The organism is Algoriphagus sp., assembly GCF_024305035.1.
Taxonomy (GTDB): Bacteria; Bacteroidota; Bacteroidia; order Cytophagales; family Cyclobacteriaceae; genus Algoriphagus.
Window position 1 is genome coordinate 66,430 of the sequence record NZ_JAMWZB010000025.1, and the last position, 16,500, is coordinate 82,929.

The following is a 16,500-nucleotide window of genomic DNA, read 5'->3' on the forward strand; positions in this document are numbered from 1 at the left end:
AAAAAACAAAAAAAAATCAAAAAACCTTGTCTATCAGTTATTTATAATTAAAAAAGTACCAAGAAATTCGTCAATAGGAAATAAAAATCCAAAAACACAAGCGTATTGGGCTAGTACAAGATCTGAAACAAGTCGACATCTGAAACCTTTTTCAGTTCCGTTCTCCTCAATTTCTTTACCTTAGATTAAAAAAATAGATGATACTCCTACCCTTACCCAGAAAACCAAATTCTTACTTTAATTCTAAATCTGAGCTCCTAAGAAAAACAAAAAAAAAGGGGGACTAGGTCCCCCTTTTGTATTTATCAATAACCATTGTTTATCCTCTTAGCCAATTAATAAAAGTCTGATACCCTACGCCAATTTCACGTGAAAAGGCTGCTTTAGACTTTTTACCTGCAGCTTCTACTTTCTTCCATTCTTCTAAGATTTTAGATTTTTCAGCATCCGAAAAAGTTCTTCTTTTAGACGTTTTTCCGGTTGAACTCCCGTTAATCAATCCGATCAATTCATTAAAATCATTCATAAAACGACCATCAGTCACATACAATCCAGCAGATTCCAATTTCTTGATTACATCATCCTTTGGATTAACCGGTGTAACAGGAATACCTCGAGTGGCAGCTTCATGAAGGTCAATTCTTTTGCCTTCAGAAGTTACATAAATAAAGCCTTCATTCTTTTTCAGATCGGCAATTGCTTCTTTAATTAGTTCTCTCATGATTTATAAATTATGTCTTTGATAAAAAACCACTGCAAGATATATATTTAATTTTTATTTCTTTACTACTTTATCCGAAAAATCAATAAAATTGATTACTAGTAACTTTTCTATTTAAGAATGGTTAAAAGAGTCTTTACTCGATTTGATTTTTACCATTATTCATTTTGAAAAAGCCAGTCATTTTCTATTTCAATTCACGTATTGGAGTATGTTTATTCATCCTTAGTAGGCATAGACACATATTCAATTCCAAGGACAAAAAAGAAGTGTTTGTTTTGAATAGAACAGCCCTTTTAGATTCTTAGTATCAAAACAATAATCTTTAAACAAAGTAAATCAAATTGACCCTAAAATCAAGGATGACTTAGAACGTCAAACAAAGCGGACATTGTTTCTTGGGGCAAGCTTCCATCTAACCGTTAAAAAACAAAAAATGAATAGATAAAATAAAGAAAAAAGCTGATGAATCAATTTCCAAAAAACGAATGCTATAAAACTAAATTCACGTCTAAATTTCCAAATGATCAAAAAATTAATCAAAGGAATCGGATAATTTCCCTAATTTTGAGCCCCATAAGAATTCATTCAAATCTCATCCCTGCACCATTCTTATGGCTTCATCCACCAAATACATCTTCATCACCGGCGGAGTTACCTCCTCACTCGGAAAGGGTATCATCGCCGCATCTCTAGGCAAACTTTTGCAAGCGAGGGGTTTTTCCGTGACCATTCAGAAATTTGATCCCTACCTCAATATCGACCCCGGCACCCTCAATCCTTATGAGCATGGGGAATGTTACGTCACTGACGATGGTGCTGAAACCGATCTAGACCTTGGACATTACGAGCGATTTCTCAACGTGACCACTTCCCAGGACAATAATATTACCACCGGAAGGATCTACAATAATGTGATCACCAAAGAGCGAAAAGGGGAGTACTTGGGCAAAACAGTACAAGTCATTCCTCACATCACAGATGAAATCAAGTGCAACTTTTATAAATTAGGAGAAGATGGAAAATTTGATGTGGTCATTACTGAAATCGGAGGCTGTGTCGGAGACATCGAATCACTTCCTTTTATCGAGGCAGTAAGACAGGCCAGATGGGATTTAGGACAAAATAATTTCTTGGTTATTCATTTAACCCTTATCCCTTATCTCAAAGCGGCAAAAGAGCTCAAAACAAAACCTACCCAACACTCGGTCAAACAACTCTTGGAAGCAGGAATTCAACCCGATATTCTTGTATGTCGAACCGAGCATCACCTACCTGCTGATGTAAAGAAAAAATTAGCACTTTTCTGCAATGTTCAACTCAATTCAGTCATCGAAGCCATGGACGCAGAAACAATTTACGATGTGCCTCTTCTGATGAAAAAAGAAAAGCTCGATGAGCGAGTAATGAGTAAATTGAAACTTTCCTCCAAACAAAATACCGATCTTGAAAACTGGAAAGATTTTTTGGGTAAACTTAAAAACCCCACACAAGAGGTAAATATTGGGTTAATTGGAAAATACGTTTCCTTACCGGATTCTTACAAATCCATAATTGAGGCATTTACCCATGCAGGGGCCGCGATCGAATGTCAGGTAAATTTAAAATTGATTTCCTCAGAAGAAATCAATGCGGACAATTACGAGTCAAAATTGGAAGATTTGGACGGAATCTTAGTTGCTCCAGGGTTTGGGGAGCGTGGTTTTGAAGGAAAAATCGAAACCGTTCGCTATGCGCGTGAAAATAAGGTCCCATTTTTCGGGATCTGCTTGGGCATGCAAGTAGCAGTCATTGAATTTGCACGAAATGTCCTCCATCTCAAAGATGCAAATAGTACAGAAATGGATCCGCATACCCCACATCCGGTGATAGCCCTGATGGAAGAACAAAAGAATATCGACCAAATGGGTGGCACTATGCGTTTGGGTTCGTATTCTTGCGAACTGAAACGAGCTTCGAAAGCCTATTCGGCCTATGGAAAATCGAAAATTCAGGAAAGACATCGGCATCGCTATGAATTCAACAACCATTATATCAGCGAAATGGAAAGCGCAGGTATGGTAGCTTCTGGAAAAAATCCAGAAACAAATCTGGTAGAAATTATTGAAATCAAGAACCATCCTTGGTTTGTAGGGGTTCAGTTTCATCCCGAGTACAAAAGTACCGTTCTCAATCCACAGCCGCTCTTTAAAAAATTTATCCAAGCGGCCATTGACAATAAGATAGTAAAGTAAAACCAACCCAATATCGGGCATATCTATTACCTATGGACAAAAATCAAGCGACAGGTCTGATCCTCTTTGCCGCGGTTATTCTGGTCTACTCCATTTTTTTTGCGAGTACTCCTGAAATCCCTCCAGTAGAGACGGAAACCACCACTGAAACAACCGCAGGAGAAACCCTGCAGCCAGTAGCTCCCACTGAACCTATTGCTCAAAATGACAGTACACTCGATGCAGATCGAGTGGCTAAATATGGTGCTTTAGCCCCACTGACTCTTGGAGAAGAGGAGCTGTTTACCCTCGAAAACGAACAGATTGAAATTGCCATATCAAACCAGGGTGGGCTAATTGAAGAAGTCATTCTCAAAGCATACAAAAGCCGGGATGGAGGACCTTTGGTTCTATTTGACCAGGAAACTTCCGGAATGAATTTGATTCTCCCCGGTACCCAAGAACCTATCCACTTAAAAGACCTCTATTTCAAAGCCAAAGCCACCTCCTCGGAAAGTGAAGAGGGAAAAAAGGTCTCTAACCTTACGCTACAGGCAAGCACAGAAAGCGGATCGATTACCCAGACATTCAGTCTTGCCGAAGACAGTTATGAAGTCCACCGAACGCTCAAAATAGAAGGCTTTCAAACTATTTTCACAGGAAGTGAAGTCACTTTTAATTGGGAAGATCAAATTCGTGCTCATGAACGTGACTTGGCAGAATCCCGTCGACAAACGCAACTAAATTATTATACTAGTGAGGGAGCCTTTGACAATCTAGGCGTAGGAGATGATTCGGAATCTGAGAATATCGAAGCTCCGGTCAAATGGATTGGTTTTAGTCAGCGTTTTTTTACTGCAGCGATTATTACCGAGCAGGAATTCAGAAATGTAAGTATTTCCCAAAGTACTCCTTCGGATAGCTCATTTGTTCGAAATATGCAGACTAGCCTGGCTATTCCCATGGAAAACGGGGAACTGGCCTATAGTCACTATTTCGGTCCGGATAAGTACAAAGTTCTAAAAAATGTAACCGAAGGATTTGAGGAGAATGTAGACATGGGCTACTTTTTTGTCAGCTGGGTAAATAAATACATCATTGTAAATCTCTTTGAATTTTTGGAGAAATTCTTCAATAATTATGGGGTAATCATCATCTTGATTGTATTCCTGATCAAACTGGCTTTATTCCCTTTGACCTACAAATCTTACATTGGAATGGCCAAGATGAGGGTCATCAAGCCAGAAATAGACGAACTCAAAGAGCAATACGGAGACGATCCGACAAAAATGCAGCAAGAGCAAATGAAGCTCTTCTCCAAGTTAGGGGTGAGTCCGATTTCTGGCTGTTTGCCCCTTTTGCTTCAGATGCCGTTTTTGTTTGCCATGTTCTTTTTCTTTCCCAATGCGATCGAACTGAGACAAGAATCCTTCCTTTGGGCTAAGGATCTCTCCACCTATGATGAGTTTATTAAACTGCCCTTTACCATCCCCTTTTATGGCTCTCACGTCAGTTTGTTTACTTTGCTGATGACCATATCCCAGATCGTTTACACACATTTCAATAATCAGCTAACTACTGCGGCTGGGCCGATGAAAAATCTAGGCTATATTATGCCGGTAATGTTTATGTTTATCCTAAACTCCTATCCTGCGGGATTGAGTTTCTATTACTTTGTTTCCAATGTGGTCACCTTTGGACAGCAAGCTTTGATTAAACTTTTTGTGGATGATGAAAAAATCCGTAAAAAAGTAGAGGAAAACAAAGTCAAAAACGCAACCAAGAAAAAGTCTAAATTTCAACAGCGACTCGAAGATGCAATGAAAGCAGCCGAGGCCAATAAAAAGAAATAATCAGCAAGTCGGGGTAAAATCAACCCCGACTTTTTTTGGCCTAGTCAACAGACTCAACCCTCAGGGTTGACATCAAACTGTTAAAGTTTATCAAAATTTTAGGTGACAAATTTCGTTATGCTGAAGCTTCTTTTTTTTTGGTTTTGTAGTCATTCATTCGATTGGCTATCGTTTATTCAAAAGTTCCCGTAGCTTTTGATATGCTGTATCTGGAAGCTATTCTGAAAAAAAGCCAAAAACAGAACCGATAAAGAATGGATTTTGCTTAATATTGAGATCAAATTTTAAACCGAACCATGGGAAAAGTCATTGCCATAGCTAATCAAAAAGGTGGAGTTGGGAAAACGACCTCGGCTATGAATTTAGCGGCGAGTTTAGCTATCCTGGAATACAAAACGCTGGTTATCGACGCAGATCCACAAGCGAATACGACTTCTGGTCTCGGACAGAACCCCAAATCGATCAGCACCAGTATTTACGAATGCATGGTAGATGGGAATGAAGTAAAAGACATTGTCCTAAAAACCGAAATCGAAAATCTAGACCTTGTCCCCTCTCACATAGACCTGGTAGGTGCTGAGGTGGAGATGATCAATATGGAAAACAGGGAGGAAAAAATGAAGGAGGTCATAGCTCCATTACGGGAGGAATATGATTTCATCATTATCGACTGCTCCCCTTCCCTAGGCTTGATTACCATCAATGCATTAACGGCAGCAAATTCAGTCATCATTCCAGTTCAATGTGAATATTTCGCACTGGAAGGACTCGGGAAATTGCTCAATACAATCAAAATTATTCAAACCCGTCTCAATCCTGATTTAGAGATTGAGGGGATTCTACTCACCATGTACGATGTTCGACTGAGACTATCCAATCAAGTGGTAGAGGAAGTCCGACTTCATTTTAAAAACATGGTTTTCGAAACCATTATTCCCAGAAATGTCCGACTTAGTGAAGCTCCAAGCTTTGGTATGCCTGCTATTGCTTTTGATGCGGACGGAAAAGGAGCGGTGGCATATTTAAATCTGGCCAGCGAAATCGCATTAAAGAATGGCCTCCAAAAAGTGACTAGTTAACTATGGCTGATCAGAAATCCAATCGAAAAAAAACAGCGCTAGGCCGAGGACTCGGGGCGTTACTGGAAGACAGTCCAGCCAAAAACAAATCTGAGGAAATTTTACCAGAAGTGGTCAAAACGGGGATTTTTGAAATTCAATTGGGAGAAATTCAAGTCAATCCATTTCAACCTAGGACCCATTTTGACAAAGAGGCCCTTGAGGAACTCGCCGAATCCATTCGCGTGCAGGGAATTATTCAACCCATCACAGTGCGTCGATTGGACCAAAACGAGTATCAGCTCATCTCCGGTGAGCGAAGATTTCAAGCCTCCAAATTGGCAGGATTAGAAAAAATTCCAGCCTATATCCGTACTGCCAATGACCAGCAAATGCTGGAAATGGCACTGATCGAAAATATCCAGCGAGAAAATCTAAATGCGCTGGAAATTGCCCATTCCTATCAGCGGCTTTTAGCTGAGTGTGATCTCAAACAAGAAGAATTAGGAGATCGAGTGGGTAAAAATCGGACTACGGTAAACAATTACCTGCGCCTGTTAAAACTTCCCCCAAGCATTCAAGCTGCTATCCGTGATCAACGATTATCCATGGGGCATGCTCGGGCATTGATTAATATCGAAGATGTCGATAAACAGTTAGCCATCTTCAAAAAAGCTGTAGAGGAAGAGCTCAGCGTTAGAAAAGTAGAGGCTTTGGTCAAGGCATTAAACGAAGCAAAAGGACCAAAAGAAGAAAAGCCCAATCTTGATCCAGTGAGAAAATATGAGCTAACTAAAATTCAGCAACGTTTGGCCTCTCATTTTGGAACTAAGGTGGCTCTTCAAGCCAATGATAAAAATAAAGGCGAAATTAAAATTCCATTCACTTCAACTTCGGATCTGAACCGGATTTTGGAAATTTTGGATATCATTTGAATTAGGTGAAACAACCCGAACGACGATATTGCAACTTGTTCAAAGCCCCATGGATTCTCCTGGGACTTTTGCTTTTTGGCATGCTTATCACTCCGCTCACTGGCCTTTCACAGGAAGTCGAAGAACATAACACTTTGGAAGAATCAAATCCTGATTCGATCCAATACCTTCCTAAAAACCCGAAAAAAGCGACTCTACTTTCAGCAATTTTACCTGGTGCCGGGCAAGTATACAACGGCAAAGCCTGGAAAGTCCCCATCATTTATGCTGGGTTTATGACTGACATTTATTTTATCCAATTTAATAATCGACGCTATCAGGTTTTCAGAGATGCGCTAAGGGCTGCCGATAATGATGAACCCACCATTTTCCCTAATCTGAACCGGGAGGCTTTAGTTAGAAATGTGGATTATTGGCGAAGAAATCGGGATCTGACCATTTTGCTTCTTGCGGTGATCTATGGACTCAACCTCATCGATGCCAATGTGGATGCACACTTATCCGGATTTGATATTTCCGATGACTTGGCTTTGGTCATCGAGCCCAAACATGAAATGATAATGGCCCAAACCCAACAAGTGGGGCTTTCTTTAAAATTGAAATTTTAACTATGAATATTCTATTACTTGGCTATGGCAAAATGGGACAATTGATTGGCGAGATAGCCGAATCCCGAGGCCATCAACTCGTCGGAAAAATTAGCATTGAAAATCGGTTTGAACTCAATGAGTTGAACCCAGAAAAGATTGACGTAGCCATTGAGTTTAGTCAACCGGAGGCTGCGGTGGAAAATTTCGAATGGTGTTTTGAAAAAGGAGTTCCCGTAGTTTCAGGCACCACAGGATGGCTTTCTGAAAAGCCCAGAATTGAAAAATTGGCTAAAGAGAAAAACGGAGCCTTCTTTTATGCTTCTAACTTCAGCATCGGGGTAAATATATTTTTCAAAGTGAATCAGTTTCTGGCCAAGCTAATGAATGAAACACCAGGCTATCGAGTCAGTATGGAAGAAATCCATCACACTTCCAAAAAAGATGCTCCATCAGGCACCGCCATTACCCTAGCTGAAGGAATCATTCAAAATCACCAGTCCTATCAGCAATGGAAGCTGTCCGATGCCCCATCCGATTCCGAACAAACCTTACCCATTACTTCCAAGCGAATTGACCCCGCACCCGGAACCCATATTATCCGATATCAGTCTCCAATCGACGACATTGAGATCAAACATACCGCCCATTCCCGACAGGGATTTGCCCTTGGCGCGGTATTGGTAGCCGAATGGCTAAAAGACAGAAAAGGGGTGTTTTCTATGGATGATTTTCTATCTTTCTGAAATTTCAACTTATGAGTACAAAAAAGAAAAAATCAGCAGTTCGAGAATGGATCGATGCTTTGGTCTTTGCAGTAGTAGCAGCTAGTTTGATCCGATGGTTGCTTTTGGAACCGTTTACCATTCCTACTGCCTCGATGGAAAAATCACTTTTGGTAGGAGATTTTCTTTTCGTCAGTAAAATGCATTACGGTACCCGAGTACCTAAGACGATTTTACAAGTTCCTTTAACGCATCAAAAAATCTGGGGAACGGATATCCCCTCTTATTCTGAAGCCATTCAGCTTCCCTACTTGCGTCTTCCAGGCTTTTCGGATATTGAGCGAAATGACGTGGTCGTTTTCAATTACCCCGTGGAGTTTCAGTACCCCAATGATCTCAAAACCAATTACATCAAACGAGCAGTGGCTATTCCTGGCGATGTATTGGAAATCCGAGATGGAGTATTGATGATCAATAATGAACCCGGACTCATTCCTGAAGAAATGCAATACTCTTACGATTTGATCTCTAATCGCCCTTTAAACAATGATTTTTTTAAAGATTATGGTATTGATCAGGGATCTTACGTACCCTTTTCAAATGGAGCAGGTTATTTAGTGTGGGCCACCGACCAAGTAATTGAGCAACTCAAATCCTCTCCCGTGGTGGTATCGATCACCAAAAGAGTCATGCCGAAAGGGGATTCAGAGAAAAATATTTTTCCCGCTGTTGGAGAGTATGGATGGAATAATTGGAACCGGGACAACTACGGTCCTCTAATGATTCCCGGAGAGGGAATGAGCGTAGAAATGAATGAGGAGAATGTGATCAAATATTCCTTCACCATAGAAAAATACGAAGGCCATGATCAAGTCGAGGTTAGAGAGGGAGCCTTATTTATTGATGGTCAACAAGTGGACCATTACACCTTCAAGCAGAACTATTATTTCATGATGGGAGATAATAGACACGATTCGTTGGACTCCAGGTACTGGGGTTTTGTACCTGAGGATCATGTAGTAGGGAAAGCATGGTTCTTATGGCTTTCCTTGGACAAATACGAAACCATGTTTAATAAAATCCGATGGAATAGATTCTTCAAAGGAATCGAGTAAACCCAAGACAGCAGCAGCCTCCAAAAAGCTCCTTTAAAAACAAAGGAGCTTTTTTTTGATTTCAATCCAAAAGAAAAATCACCAATCAATTGGAGAAAGACCTTTGGATTTGAGATAAGCATTAGTCTTGGAAAAATGTCTACAACCCAAAAAACCCCGATGAGCCGAGAGGGGACTAGGATGAGGCGCTTTCAAAATCATATGCTTCTGCTGATCGATAAGCAATCCTTTTTTTTGCGCATAAGCCCCCCAAAGTAAAAACACCACCGACTCCTTTTGATCTGAAATCCTTTGGATAACCTGATCGGTAAATTCTTCCCATCCCTTTTTTTGATGGGAACCTGCCTGATGTGCGCGAACGGTAAGTGTTGCATTGAGCAAAAAAACGCCTTGATCTGCCCACCGGGTCAAATCTCCATTTGGAGGCATATCTCTTCCTATATCAGCTTTGATTTCTTTGAAAATATTGAGCAAACTAGGGGGAAAAGGCACTCCGGGTCTGACCGAGAATGATAATCCATGCGCCTGCCCATCGCCATGATAAGGGTCCTGTCCTAAAATCACTACTTTAACCCGTTCAAAAGGACAATGGGCAAAGGCGTTAAAGATTTCTTTTCCAGGAGGAAAAACCTTTGTATTTGCATATTCGTCTTTTACAAACGTTACCAGGTTTTTGAAATAATCCTGTTCGAAAACGTCTCGTAAGGTTGAATTCCACGAAGGTTCAATTTTTACATTCATAAAGAATTAGGTTGATTTTCAAAGACTTCGTCTTATCTTTACAAACTTTTAATACAATCATATGGTAGTAGCAGTTACCGAGGGTATACAAGTCAGTGTGGAAGTCACCTATCAAGCGGAATTTTCCAGCCCGCTACAGCACCATTATGTTTTCACCTACAAGGTAACGATAGAAAACAAAAGCCAACAAACTGTTCAGCTACTTCGTCGAAAATGGCACATTTCCGATGCTGCTGAAAACCTCAAATTGGTCGAAGGTGACGGGGTTGTTGGACAGCAACCAGTCTTGGAACCTGGAGAATCTCATACCTATGTTTCAGGTTGCAACTTGAAATCTGGACTTGGAAAAATGAAAGGGACTTATTTGATGGAAAAACTTTTTGACGGTAAGAAGTTTGAAGTGATCGTTCCAGAGTTCCAGATGATTGCGTCTATTTTTCAGAATTGAACTTGGGAAACACCACTTTCTCCATAAAATCCTATCTTTTTCACTGGCTAGTAAAAGAAGACTGTTACAGCATTCAAGGGCCATATTTATATGGGCTGATCAAAGGCTTATTTGAATTTCGAAAAAATCAACACGATCAGGACCTCGACATTGAAGAATTTCGGAGAAAACTTTTACATGACAAGCGAATTCTTTTCGTAGAAGATATGGGAGCGGGATCCAAAAAAGCGGGAAAAGAGTTTCGAAAAGTCTGTGACATCACAAAATATTCAACAAGTAGCCGAAAATTTGCTCAACTTTACCAATATTTTTGCACTCATACTCCGGCCCAAACCGTTTTAGAACTGGGCACTTGCCTGGGAATCAGCACCCGGTATCTCAGTCGAGTCACCAAAGGAAATCTTTATTCCTTCGAAGGTTCATCGGAGATTCAAAAATTAGCTCGCCAGGATTTTGATCAAGCTCATGTTAAATTCATTCTTGGACCTATTGAGGACAGGCTGTCTGAAATCTTAAAGCAGGTTAACTCTCTTGACTTTGTCTTAATCGACGCCAACCACACCTACCAAGCCACAACCAGGGCCTTTCAGTCTATTCTTCCTTATACAAAAGAATCATCTATTGTAGCTATTGGTGATATCCACTGGTCTAAAGAAATGAACCGCGCTTGGAAGGAAATCCAGTCCCATCCCCGGGTAAAAATTTCTTTGGATTTTTACGAATGCGGGATCTTAATTTTTGACTTCTCTGGGACCAAGCAGCATTTAATTCTAGACTATTGATTGACCAAATGGATAAAAACTTCTGATCCCATTCTAGGAGGAATAGAATTGTAGCAGGGCTCCAGCTTCTTGATTTCAAAATACTGCTCAAATAACACTTGATAATCGGCTATTTTCCCTCCAAAAGGTGGCCCCGATCGTTCAAATTCAATCCCAAAAAGGACCCCTACTAATTTCCCATTTGGTTTGAGCAATTCCTTCATTTTTTCACAATACTCTACTCTCACGCTTGGGTCGAGTGCACAAAAGAAGGTTTGCTCCAAAATCAGGTCGTATTTCCCTTGATGCTGGAAAAAATCCTCGTGGTAAATTTGCTCCTGCGGAAAGTCAGGGAACTTTTCGCTGAAGCGCTGAAGGGGTATCCTAGAAATATCCAATAAGTGAATATTTGAAAATCCCATATGAAATCCCTCAGCAGCCTCATATCCATTACCTGCCCCAGGAATTAGAATACTGCAATTTCGATCTCCAATTTGGTCTAAATATTGCTTTAGGGGAGGAGAAGCGTGTCCGATATCCCAACCGGTATAGCCATTACGATAGCGATCCGTCCAATAGTTTTCATTTAAATTGATCATATAGCCCTATTTCTACAAATCATGGACAATAATTTTGAAAATGACCTCGGTCAAAAGAAAGAACAAGGTAAGAACATTCTAATCATTGTTCTGGTTTTATTGGTCATCATCAGTGGAATCAAGCTGTACACCGATTATGTGGACCGTACCAAAAAGACAGAGGAAATTCTTCTCCTTTCCAGTGAAAATAATGAATTGAATCAACGACTCGATTCAGTCACTTACCAATTAAATTTGAGAATCCAAGAAATCGAACAATTGGGAGGGGATATCCAAGCGCTTGAGGAAGTGAGAGATCAGTTGATCGCAGAGCGGAACAGCTCCCGGCAACGATCAGCAGCAGAAATTGCAGCACTCAATCAGAAAATTAGTAGCTACGATGGGCTTTTGGAACAGAAAGATCAAGAAATCCTCGAGTTGAGGGCTATGAACCAGCAACTTTACGCTGAAAATCAAGACCTCAAATCCACCCAAGCACAAATCGAGGAAGAAGTCGCTGAATTGAATATTGAACGGGAAAACCTCCAGTCTAAAGTCGATGTAGCCTCCAAATTAAAAGCTGAAAATATTACCATCGCCGCAATTAACTCCAGAGGAAGGGAGCGGGTGGAAACAACCAAAGATTTTAAAAACCGACAAATCGAACGGATTAAAATCAGCTTTAATTTAGCAGATAACCAAGTTGCCGAGCGAGGACCTCGCAATGTTTACGTGCAGATTTTGGCTCCCAATGAACAGCCTATCTTTGATGTAGCAAAGGGCTCCGGAACGTTTATGCTTGAGGGAACTGAACTTTTTTATACCGTAAAACAGGACATTATCTTTGACAACAGTGGAGAAACGCTCACGTTCTTTTATGAAAAAGGTTCAGATTATGCTTCAGGAGATCATGAAGTCAGAATTTTCGTAGATGACTATCAAGTGGGATCACAGGTATTCAGTGTAAAATAAGGAATTAAAGCACCCAGTATACCGCCTTTCTAAATTTTAGAAAGGCTTTTTTTTGCTGTTCAATCCCCCTCTCTTCCCATGAATTTGATCTCCAGAAACATTTGGATTACAGCATATTTTACCCTACTTTTGCGGTCTGTTTATTCAAAATTCCTTAAACACATTAAAAAATGTTCCAAAGAAATTACGAGACGGTATTCATTTTAACTCCCGTTTTATCTGATGTTCAGATGAAGGATACTGTCGACAAGTTTGTGAACTTGTTAAAAGAGCTGGGGGCAGATGTGATCAATGTGGAAAATTGGGGTCTCAAGAAGATGGCATACACCATCGACAAGAAGACAACCGGGTTCTATGTTTTGGTCGAGTACAAGGCTGATCCGACGATCATCCGAAAGTTTGAAATCGAATTCAGACGAGACGAGAAAGTAATGCGATTCTTGACGACTGTTTTGGACAAGCATGCCATTGTTTATGCCGAAAGAAGAAGAAAAGGAGAGTTTAACAAAAAATCTGAAGCTAAGGAGGAGCAAGCCCAATGACATTATTCAACGAGCCCATCAACAGAGGCGAAATCAAGAAAAAGTATTGCCGATTCAAGAAGCACGGCATCAAGTACATTGACTACAAGGATCCAAACTTCTTGTTGAAATTTGTCAATGAGCAAGGAAAAATCCTTCCTCGAAGACTGACTGGAAACTCCGCGAAGTATCAGCGCAAAGTAGCCCAGGCTGTTAAAAAAGCAAGACATTTGGCGTTGTTGCCATTCGTAACCGATGGTTTGAAATAATTCGGTCTTGTATCGTCCAACCAATAAAGATCATTACAAATGGAAATTATATTAAAAACAGACATCAAAGGTCTTGGCTATAAAAATGATTTGGTAGATGTAAAGCCAGGATATGGCCGAAACTACCTCATTCCTCAAGGCTTTGCGGTACTGGCTACCAGCTCCAACAAAAAAGTTCTTGCCGAGAATATCAAGCAAGCAGCTCATAAAGCTGAGAAAATCAAAACTGAAGCGGAAAATATCGCTGAAAAATTAAAAAGCACCACCTTGGAAATCAAAGCTAAAATCGGTGAATCCGGTAAAATCTTTGGTAAGGTGACTACCCTTCAGATTTCTGATGCCTTAGCGGCCAAAGGTTTTGAAATCGACCGGAAAAAGATTGCCATTAACACTCCTGTAGATGGTGCCGGTGAATTCCAAGCCGAAGTGGATCTTCACAGAGAAGTGAAAACTCACGTAAATTTCGTGGTTGTAGCTGAATAAGCTAAACCCAAATGATACAGAAACAGCTCGCCGAAAGACGAGCTGTTTTTTTTAGTTGAGTACCAAGACCTTTTCAAGATCATCCACCAGTTTCTTGGAGACTGCCCGGCTGTTCTTTTCTCTTACTTCTTTAAATAGCGCCAAAGCTTTTTCGCTTTTCTCAACCAAACCCTCTGGATTTTGGTCGTTTTTGTAGCTAAACCAACACCAAGATAGCTCTGCGGCTAACGAATCTCCCAACTTGAGTTTCTCCAATTTTTGAACCGCTTCGATAACGGTCTTCTCCATTTTCTCTACTTGCATAATCGTTAATTTTTAACCTGTGTTTTATTAATATCTGAAACAAAGCACGTTAAATATTTCAATATTATCAATATTGAAAATGAAAAATTAATAAAATCATAATTTTCAATCGATTCCGAAAAGGTATTTTTGTTCATTTATTTTGGGAACAAAAGCGATCTCCTTTTATTTCATTTGAAAATTTGATGCTGAAATTCAGCATCTTTGGAATATTCTCCAAAAACTTTCGGCTGTGATTTGGAAAAAATAAAGCAGGATTCTACCTTTGTGACACTTTAAAGGAATCAGGAAAGATTCTGAAGTCAAACTGGTCCATGGTGTAACTGGCAACACGTCTGATTTTGGTTCAGAAGAGTCCAGGTTCGAGCCCTGGTGGACCAACCAAAACCTCCCCTATCGGGAGGTTTTTTTATTTTAAATTCATTTTTCAATCTTTTGACTCCATCATTCGAAGTCGATAACAATTCATCGCAGTAGTTCCCAGCTGTTCACTCAGTTTATAATTGGCTATTGCCCCCACTGGCGCTCCGATGATGGGAATCAACTGAGCGAGCTTTGCCAGATCAATGTAATCCCTGTAATCGAGCTGAAACGTCCGCCAGTCAAACTCATCAAAAGTCTTGGGCAATTGCGCTCGGTAGGAATCCCAATCTTCAATCCGTCCGATCAACTCATTTCTTCGCTTTTGAGAGGAAAAACTCAACTGAAAAACGAAGAGTAAAAACAACCGCTCTTGATAATTTTTAGTATCGTAGCCATACAGGGCAGCGATATCAAAGAGCATTTTCATCTTAATTGCCAAAAAGGCGGGGAAGTCAGCAAAACCCATTAGAATTCCCCCAGCTCCAGTAATAGCTCCTTCGGCCGAGGCAGAATTTCGATACCATTTAATCCGAGTACGCACCTTCATTTCCCGTTCTTTGAGCGAAAGTTGGGAAGAAGCTTTAGGTACAATCCAGGACGAACCGGTAATCACTGCTTTTACCATATTTTCGATCGCCGAAGTGATCACCCGGTGCACCTTGTCTGGAATAATCTGATTGATTTTTCGTTGGACACCACTGGTCAATCGACTGCCTAAGGAGGGCGGTCTTTTCATTTTAAAAAGCCAAGAGTTGAGTTCTGCATGGGCGTAATGTAAGTAAGAGTCCATTGAATCAAATGTTAAGAAGGTGCACTCTATTTACAGAAACTTAAAAGAATTGGTTCTACCACGAATTTAATGAAAATGCTAACTTGAGGAAAAAAAATGTTCACAGAGAATTTCTTCACCAAGCTTCTCGACCTTGAAGACGGTTGGGCAGTCGAATCAATTGATACTGACCTAAGCAAGGCTGAGATTTACATTCATGTAGTATGTCTTTTGGATGAACTTAATGATAGTGATACCCATGAACTTTGTAAGGTTTATGACTTTGCCCCGGAACGCTCTTGGAGGCATCTAGATACCATGCAATACAAGACTTTTATCAAGAGTCGTCTTCCCAGAATTAAGACATCCACCGGTAAGATTAAGACAGTTCAGCCCAACTGGGCCTCGGGGTATGAGCGGCATACTTTTTTGTTTGAACACGCGGTGATAGACCTTTTGAAAGCCAGTAAAAATCAAACAAAAACAGCTGAACTCATGCGCTGTGGATTTAACGTGGTTAAGCGGATTTTACACCTGAGTGCCCAACCAGGGATGGAGAGAAGGAACCATTCCCAGATCATTTTTGAGCATCTGAGCATTGAGGAGAAGTCGTTTAAGAAAGGCCACCACTATATCTCTGTACTCAGCCACCCCACATCTGGCTGTGTGCTCGACGTAGGAGAACATCGAACCAAGGAGTCCTGCAAGGCACTGTTTGATAAAGCTTTGACTCCGGATCAACAAAGCCAGGTAAACGCAATCAGCATGGATATGTGGAAACCCTACATCCAAACCGCTAATGAGTCGTTGGGCAATGCTGTGATTGTACACGACCGGTTTCACCTGGTCAAATACCTCAATGAGGTCATCGACAAAGTCCGAAGAAGAGAGGTCAAACAGCACCACGAATTGAAGAATAGCAGGTATGCGCTGCTGAAGAATCCTGACAACCTAACCGAGAAACAACGAATCCATTTTGAGGCTATCGCCGGAGCCAGTTATGAAGTCAGCAAAGCCTGGCAGGTACGGGAAAATTTCAAACAACTGTTTCACAAATCAAAGGTCCAAGCATGGCAACTGTTCAA

At 40.6% G+C, this 16,500-nt stretch carries 19 protein-coding genes and 1 tRNA gene; 15 read left to right on the plus strand and 5 right to left on the minus strand.

The window, feature by feature from the left end:
* Positions 1–319: 319 nt before the first annotated feature.
* A complete protein-coding gene (locus Q0L00_RS14595) occupies positions 320–721 on the minus strand; it encodes a hypothetical protein (RefSeq protein WP_297337624.1) in 402 nt (133 codons plus the stop codon).
* A gap of 614 nt (positions 722–1,335) precedes the next feature.
* On the opposite strand from Q0L00_RS14595, the gene Q0L00_RS14600 reads away from it, so the two are divergent.
* The 7 genes from Q0L00_RS14600 (at position 1,336) to lepB (ending at position 9,207) form a co-directional block, all read left to right on the plus strand.
* The gene (locus Q0L00_RS14600; protein WP_297337625.1) at positions 1,336–2,955 is read left to right on the plus strand and encodes a CTP synthase; all 1,620 of its coding nucleotides are present in this window, start codon (positions 1,336–1,338) and stop codon (positions 2,953–2,955) included.
* A gap of 32 nt (positions 2,956–2,987) precedes the next feature.
* Positions 2,988–4,787, plus strand: coding sequence for a membrane protein insertase YidC (yidC, locus tag Q0L00_RS14605; RefSeq protein WP_297337626.1), 1,800 nt, complete (start codon positions 2,988–2,990; stop codon positions 4,785–4,787).
* A 296-nt stretch (positions 4,788–5,083) separates the two neighbouring features.
* Positions 5,084–5,866, plus strand: a complete 783-nt coding sequence (locus tag Q0L00_RS14610; RefSeq protein ID WP_297337627.1) for an AAA family ATPase — start codon at positions 5,084–5,086, stop codon at positions 5,864–5,866.
* Between the two features lie 2 nt (positions 5,867–5,868).
* Entirely contained in the window at positions 5,869–6,780 is a 912-nt protein-coding gene (locus Q0L00_RS14615) for a ParB/RepB/Spo0J family partition protein (RefSeq protein ID WP_297337628.1), read from the plus strand.
* A gap of 5 nt (positions 6,781–6,785) precedes the next feature.
* Positions 6,786–7,388, plus strand: a complete 603-nt coding sequence (locus tag Q0L00_RS14620; RefSeq protein ID WP_297337629.1) for a DUF5683 domain-containing protein — start codon at positions 6,786–6,788, stop codon at positions 7,386–7,388.
* A 2-nt stretch (positions 7,389–7,390) separates the two neighbouring features.
* A complete protein-coding gene (dapB, locus tag Q0L00_RS14625) occupies positions 7,391–8,113 on the plus strand; it encodes a 4-hydroxy-tetrahydrodipicolinate reductase (protein WP_297337630.1) in 723 nt (240 codons plus the stop codon).
* An 11-nt stretch (positions 8,114–8,124) separates the two neighbouring features.
* Positions 8,125–9,207, plus strand: coding sequence for a signal peptidase I (gene lepB / locus Q0L00_RS14630; protein ID WP_297337631.1), 1,083 nt, complete (start codon positions 8,125–8,127; stop codon positions 9,205–9,207).
* Between the two features lie 78 nt (positions 9,208–9,285).
* Here lepB and ung read toward each other — a convergent pair whose 3' ends face one another.
* The gene (gene ung / locus Q0L00_RS14635; RefSeq protein WP_297337632.1) at positions 9,286–9,948 is read right to left on the minus strand and encodes a uracil-DNA glycosylase; all 663 of its coding nucleotides are present in this window, start codon (positions 9,946–9,948) and stop codon (positions 9,286–9,288) included.
* A gap of 61 nt (positions 9,949–10,009) precedes the next feature.
* On the opposite strand from ung, the gene apaG reads away from it, so the two are divergent.
* A complete protein-coding gene (apaG, locus tag Q0L00_RS14640) occupies positions 10,010–10,396 on the plus strand; it encodes a Co2+/Mg2+ efflux protein ApaG (protein WP_297337633.1) in 387 nt (128 codons plus the stop codon).
* A 2-nt stretch (positions 10,397–10,398) separates the two neighbouring features.
* A complete protein-coding gene (locus tag Q0L00_RS14645) occupies positions 10,399–11,178 on the plus strand; it encodes a class I SAM-dependent methyltransferase (protein WP_297337634.1) in 780 nt (259 codons plus the stop codon).
* On the opposite strand, the gene Q0L00_RS14650 is transcribed toward Q0L00_RS14645, so the two are convergent.
* On the minus strand, positions 11,172–11,756 hold the full coding sequence (locus tag Q0L00_RS14650) for a methyltransferase (protein WP_297337635.1): 585 nt from the start codon (positions 11,754–11,756) through the stop codon (positions 11,172–11,174). The genes Q0L00_RS14645 and Q0L00_RS14650 overlap by 7 nt on opposite strands.
* Before the next feature lie 21 nt (positions 11,757–11,777).
* On the opposite strand from Q0L00_RS14650, the gene Q0L00_RS14655 reads away from it, so the two are divergent.
* The 4 genes from Q0L00_RS14655 to rplI all read left to right on the plus strand — a co-directional run bounded on the left by Q0L00_RS14655 (position 11,778) and on the right by rplI (position 13,980).
* A complete protein-coding gene (locus Q0L00_RS14655; protein WP_297337636.1) occupies positions 11,778–12,707 on the plus strand; it encodes a hypothetical protein in 930 nt (309 codons plus the stop codon).
* Between the two features lie 170 nt (positions 12,708–12,877).
* On the plus strand, positions 12,878–13,249 hold the full coding sequence (rpsF, locus tag Q0L00_RS14660) for a 30S ribosomal protein S6 (RefSeq protein WP_092788237.1): 372 nt from the start codon (positions 12,878–12,880) through the stop codon (positions 13,247–13,249).
* Positions 13,246–13,497, plus strand: a complete 252-nt coding sequence (gene rpsR, locus Q0L00_RS14665; protein WP_026955569.1) for a 30S ribosomal protein S18 — start codon at positions 13,246–13,248, stop codon at positions 13,495–13,497. The genes rpsF and rpsR overlap by 4 nt, the downstream gene beginning before the upstream one ends.
* A gap of 39 nt (positions 13,498–13,536) precedes the next feature.
* The gene (gene rplI / locus Q0L00_RS14670) at positions 13,537–13,980 is read left to right on the plus strand and encodes a 50S ribosomal protein L9 (protein WP_297337637.1); all 444 of its coding nucleotides are present in this window, start codon (positions 13,537–13,539) and stop codon (positions 13,978–13,980) included.
* 51 nt (positions 13,981–14,031) lie between these two features.
* Here rplI and Q0L00_RS14675 read toward each other — a convergent pair whose 3' ends face one another.
* Positions 14,032–14,283: a hypothetical protein gene (locus Q0L00_RS14675; RefSeq protein ID WP_297337638.1), complete on the minus strand. Its 252-nt coding sequence runs from the start codon at positions 14,281–14,283 to the stop codon at positions 14,032–14,034.
* A gap of 308 nt (positions 14,284–14,591) precedes the next feature.
* Here Q0L00_RS14675 and Q0L00_RS14680 point away from each other — a divergent pair.
* Positions 14,592–14,667: transfer RNA gene (locus tag Q0L00_RS14680), tRNA-Gln, on the plus strand.
* 43 nt (positions 14,668–14,710) lie between these two features.
* On the opposite strand, the gene Q0L00_RS14685 is transcribed toward Q0L00_RS14680, so the two are convergent.
* Positions 14,711–15,436, minus strand: coding sequence for an EcsC family protein (locus tag Q0L00_RS14685; RefSeq protein WP_297337639.1), 726 nt, complete (start codon positions 15,434–15,436; stop codon positions 14,711–14,713).
* Between the two features lie 96 nt (positions 15,437–15,532).
* Here Q0L00_RS14685 and Q0L00_RS14690 point away from each other — a divergent pair.
* The coding region (locus Q0L00_RS14690; RefSeq protein ID WP_297337640.1) for an ISL3 family transposase at positions 15,533–16,500 on the plus strand (968 nt) is incomplete at its 3' end.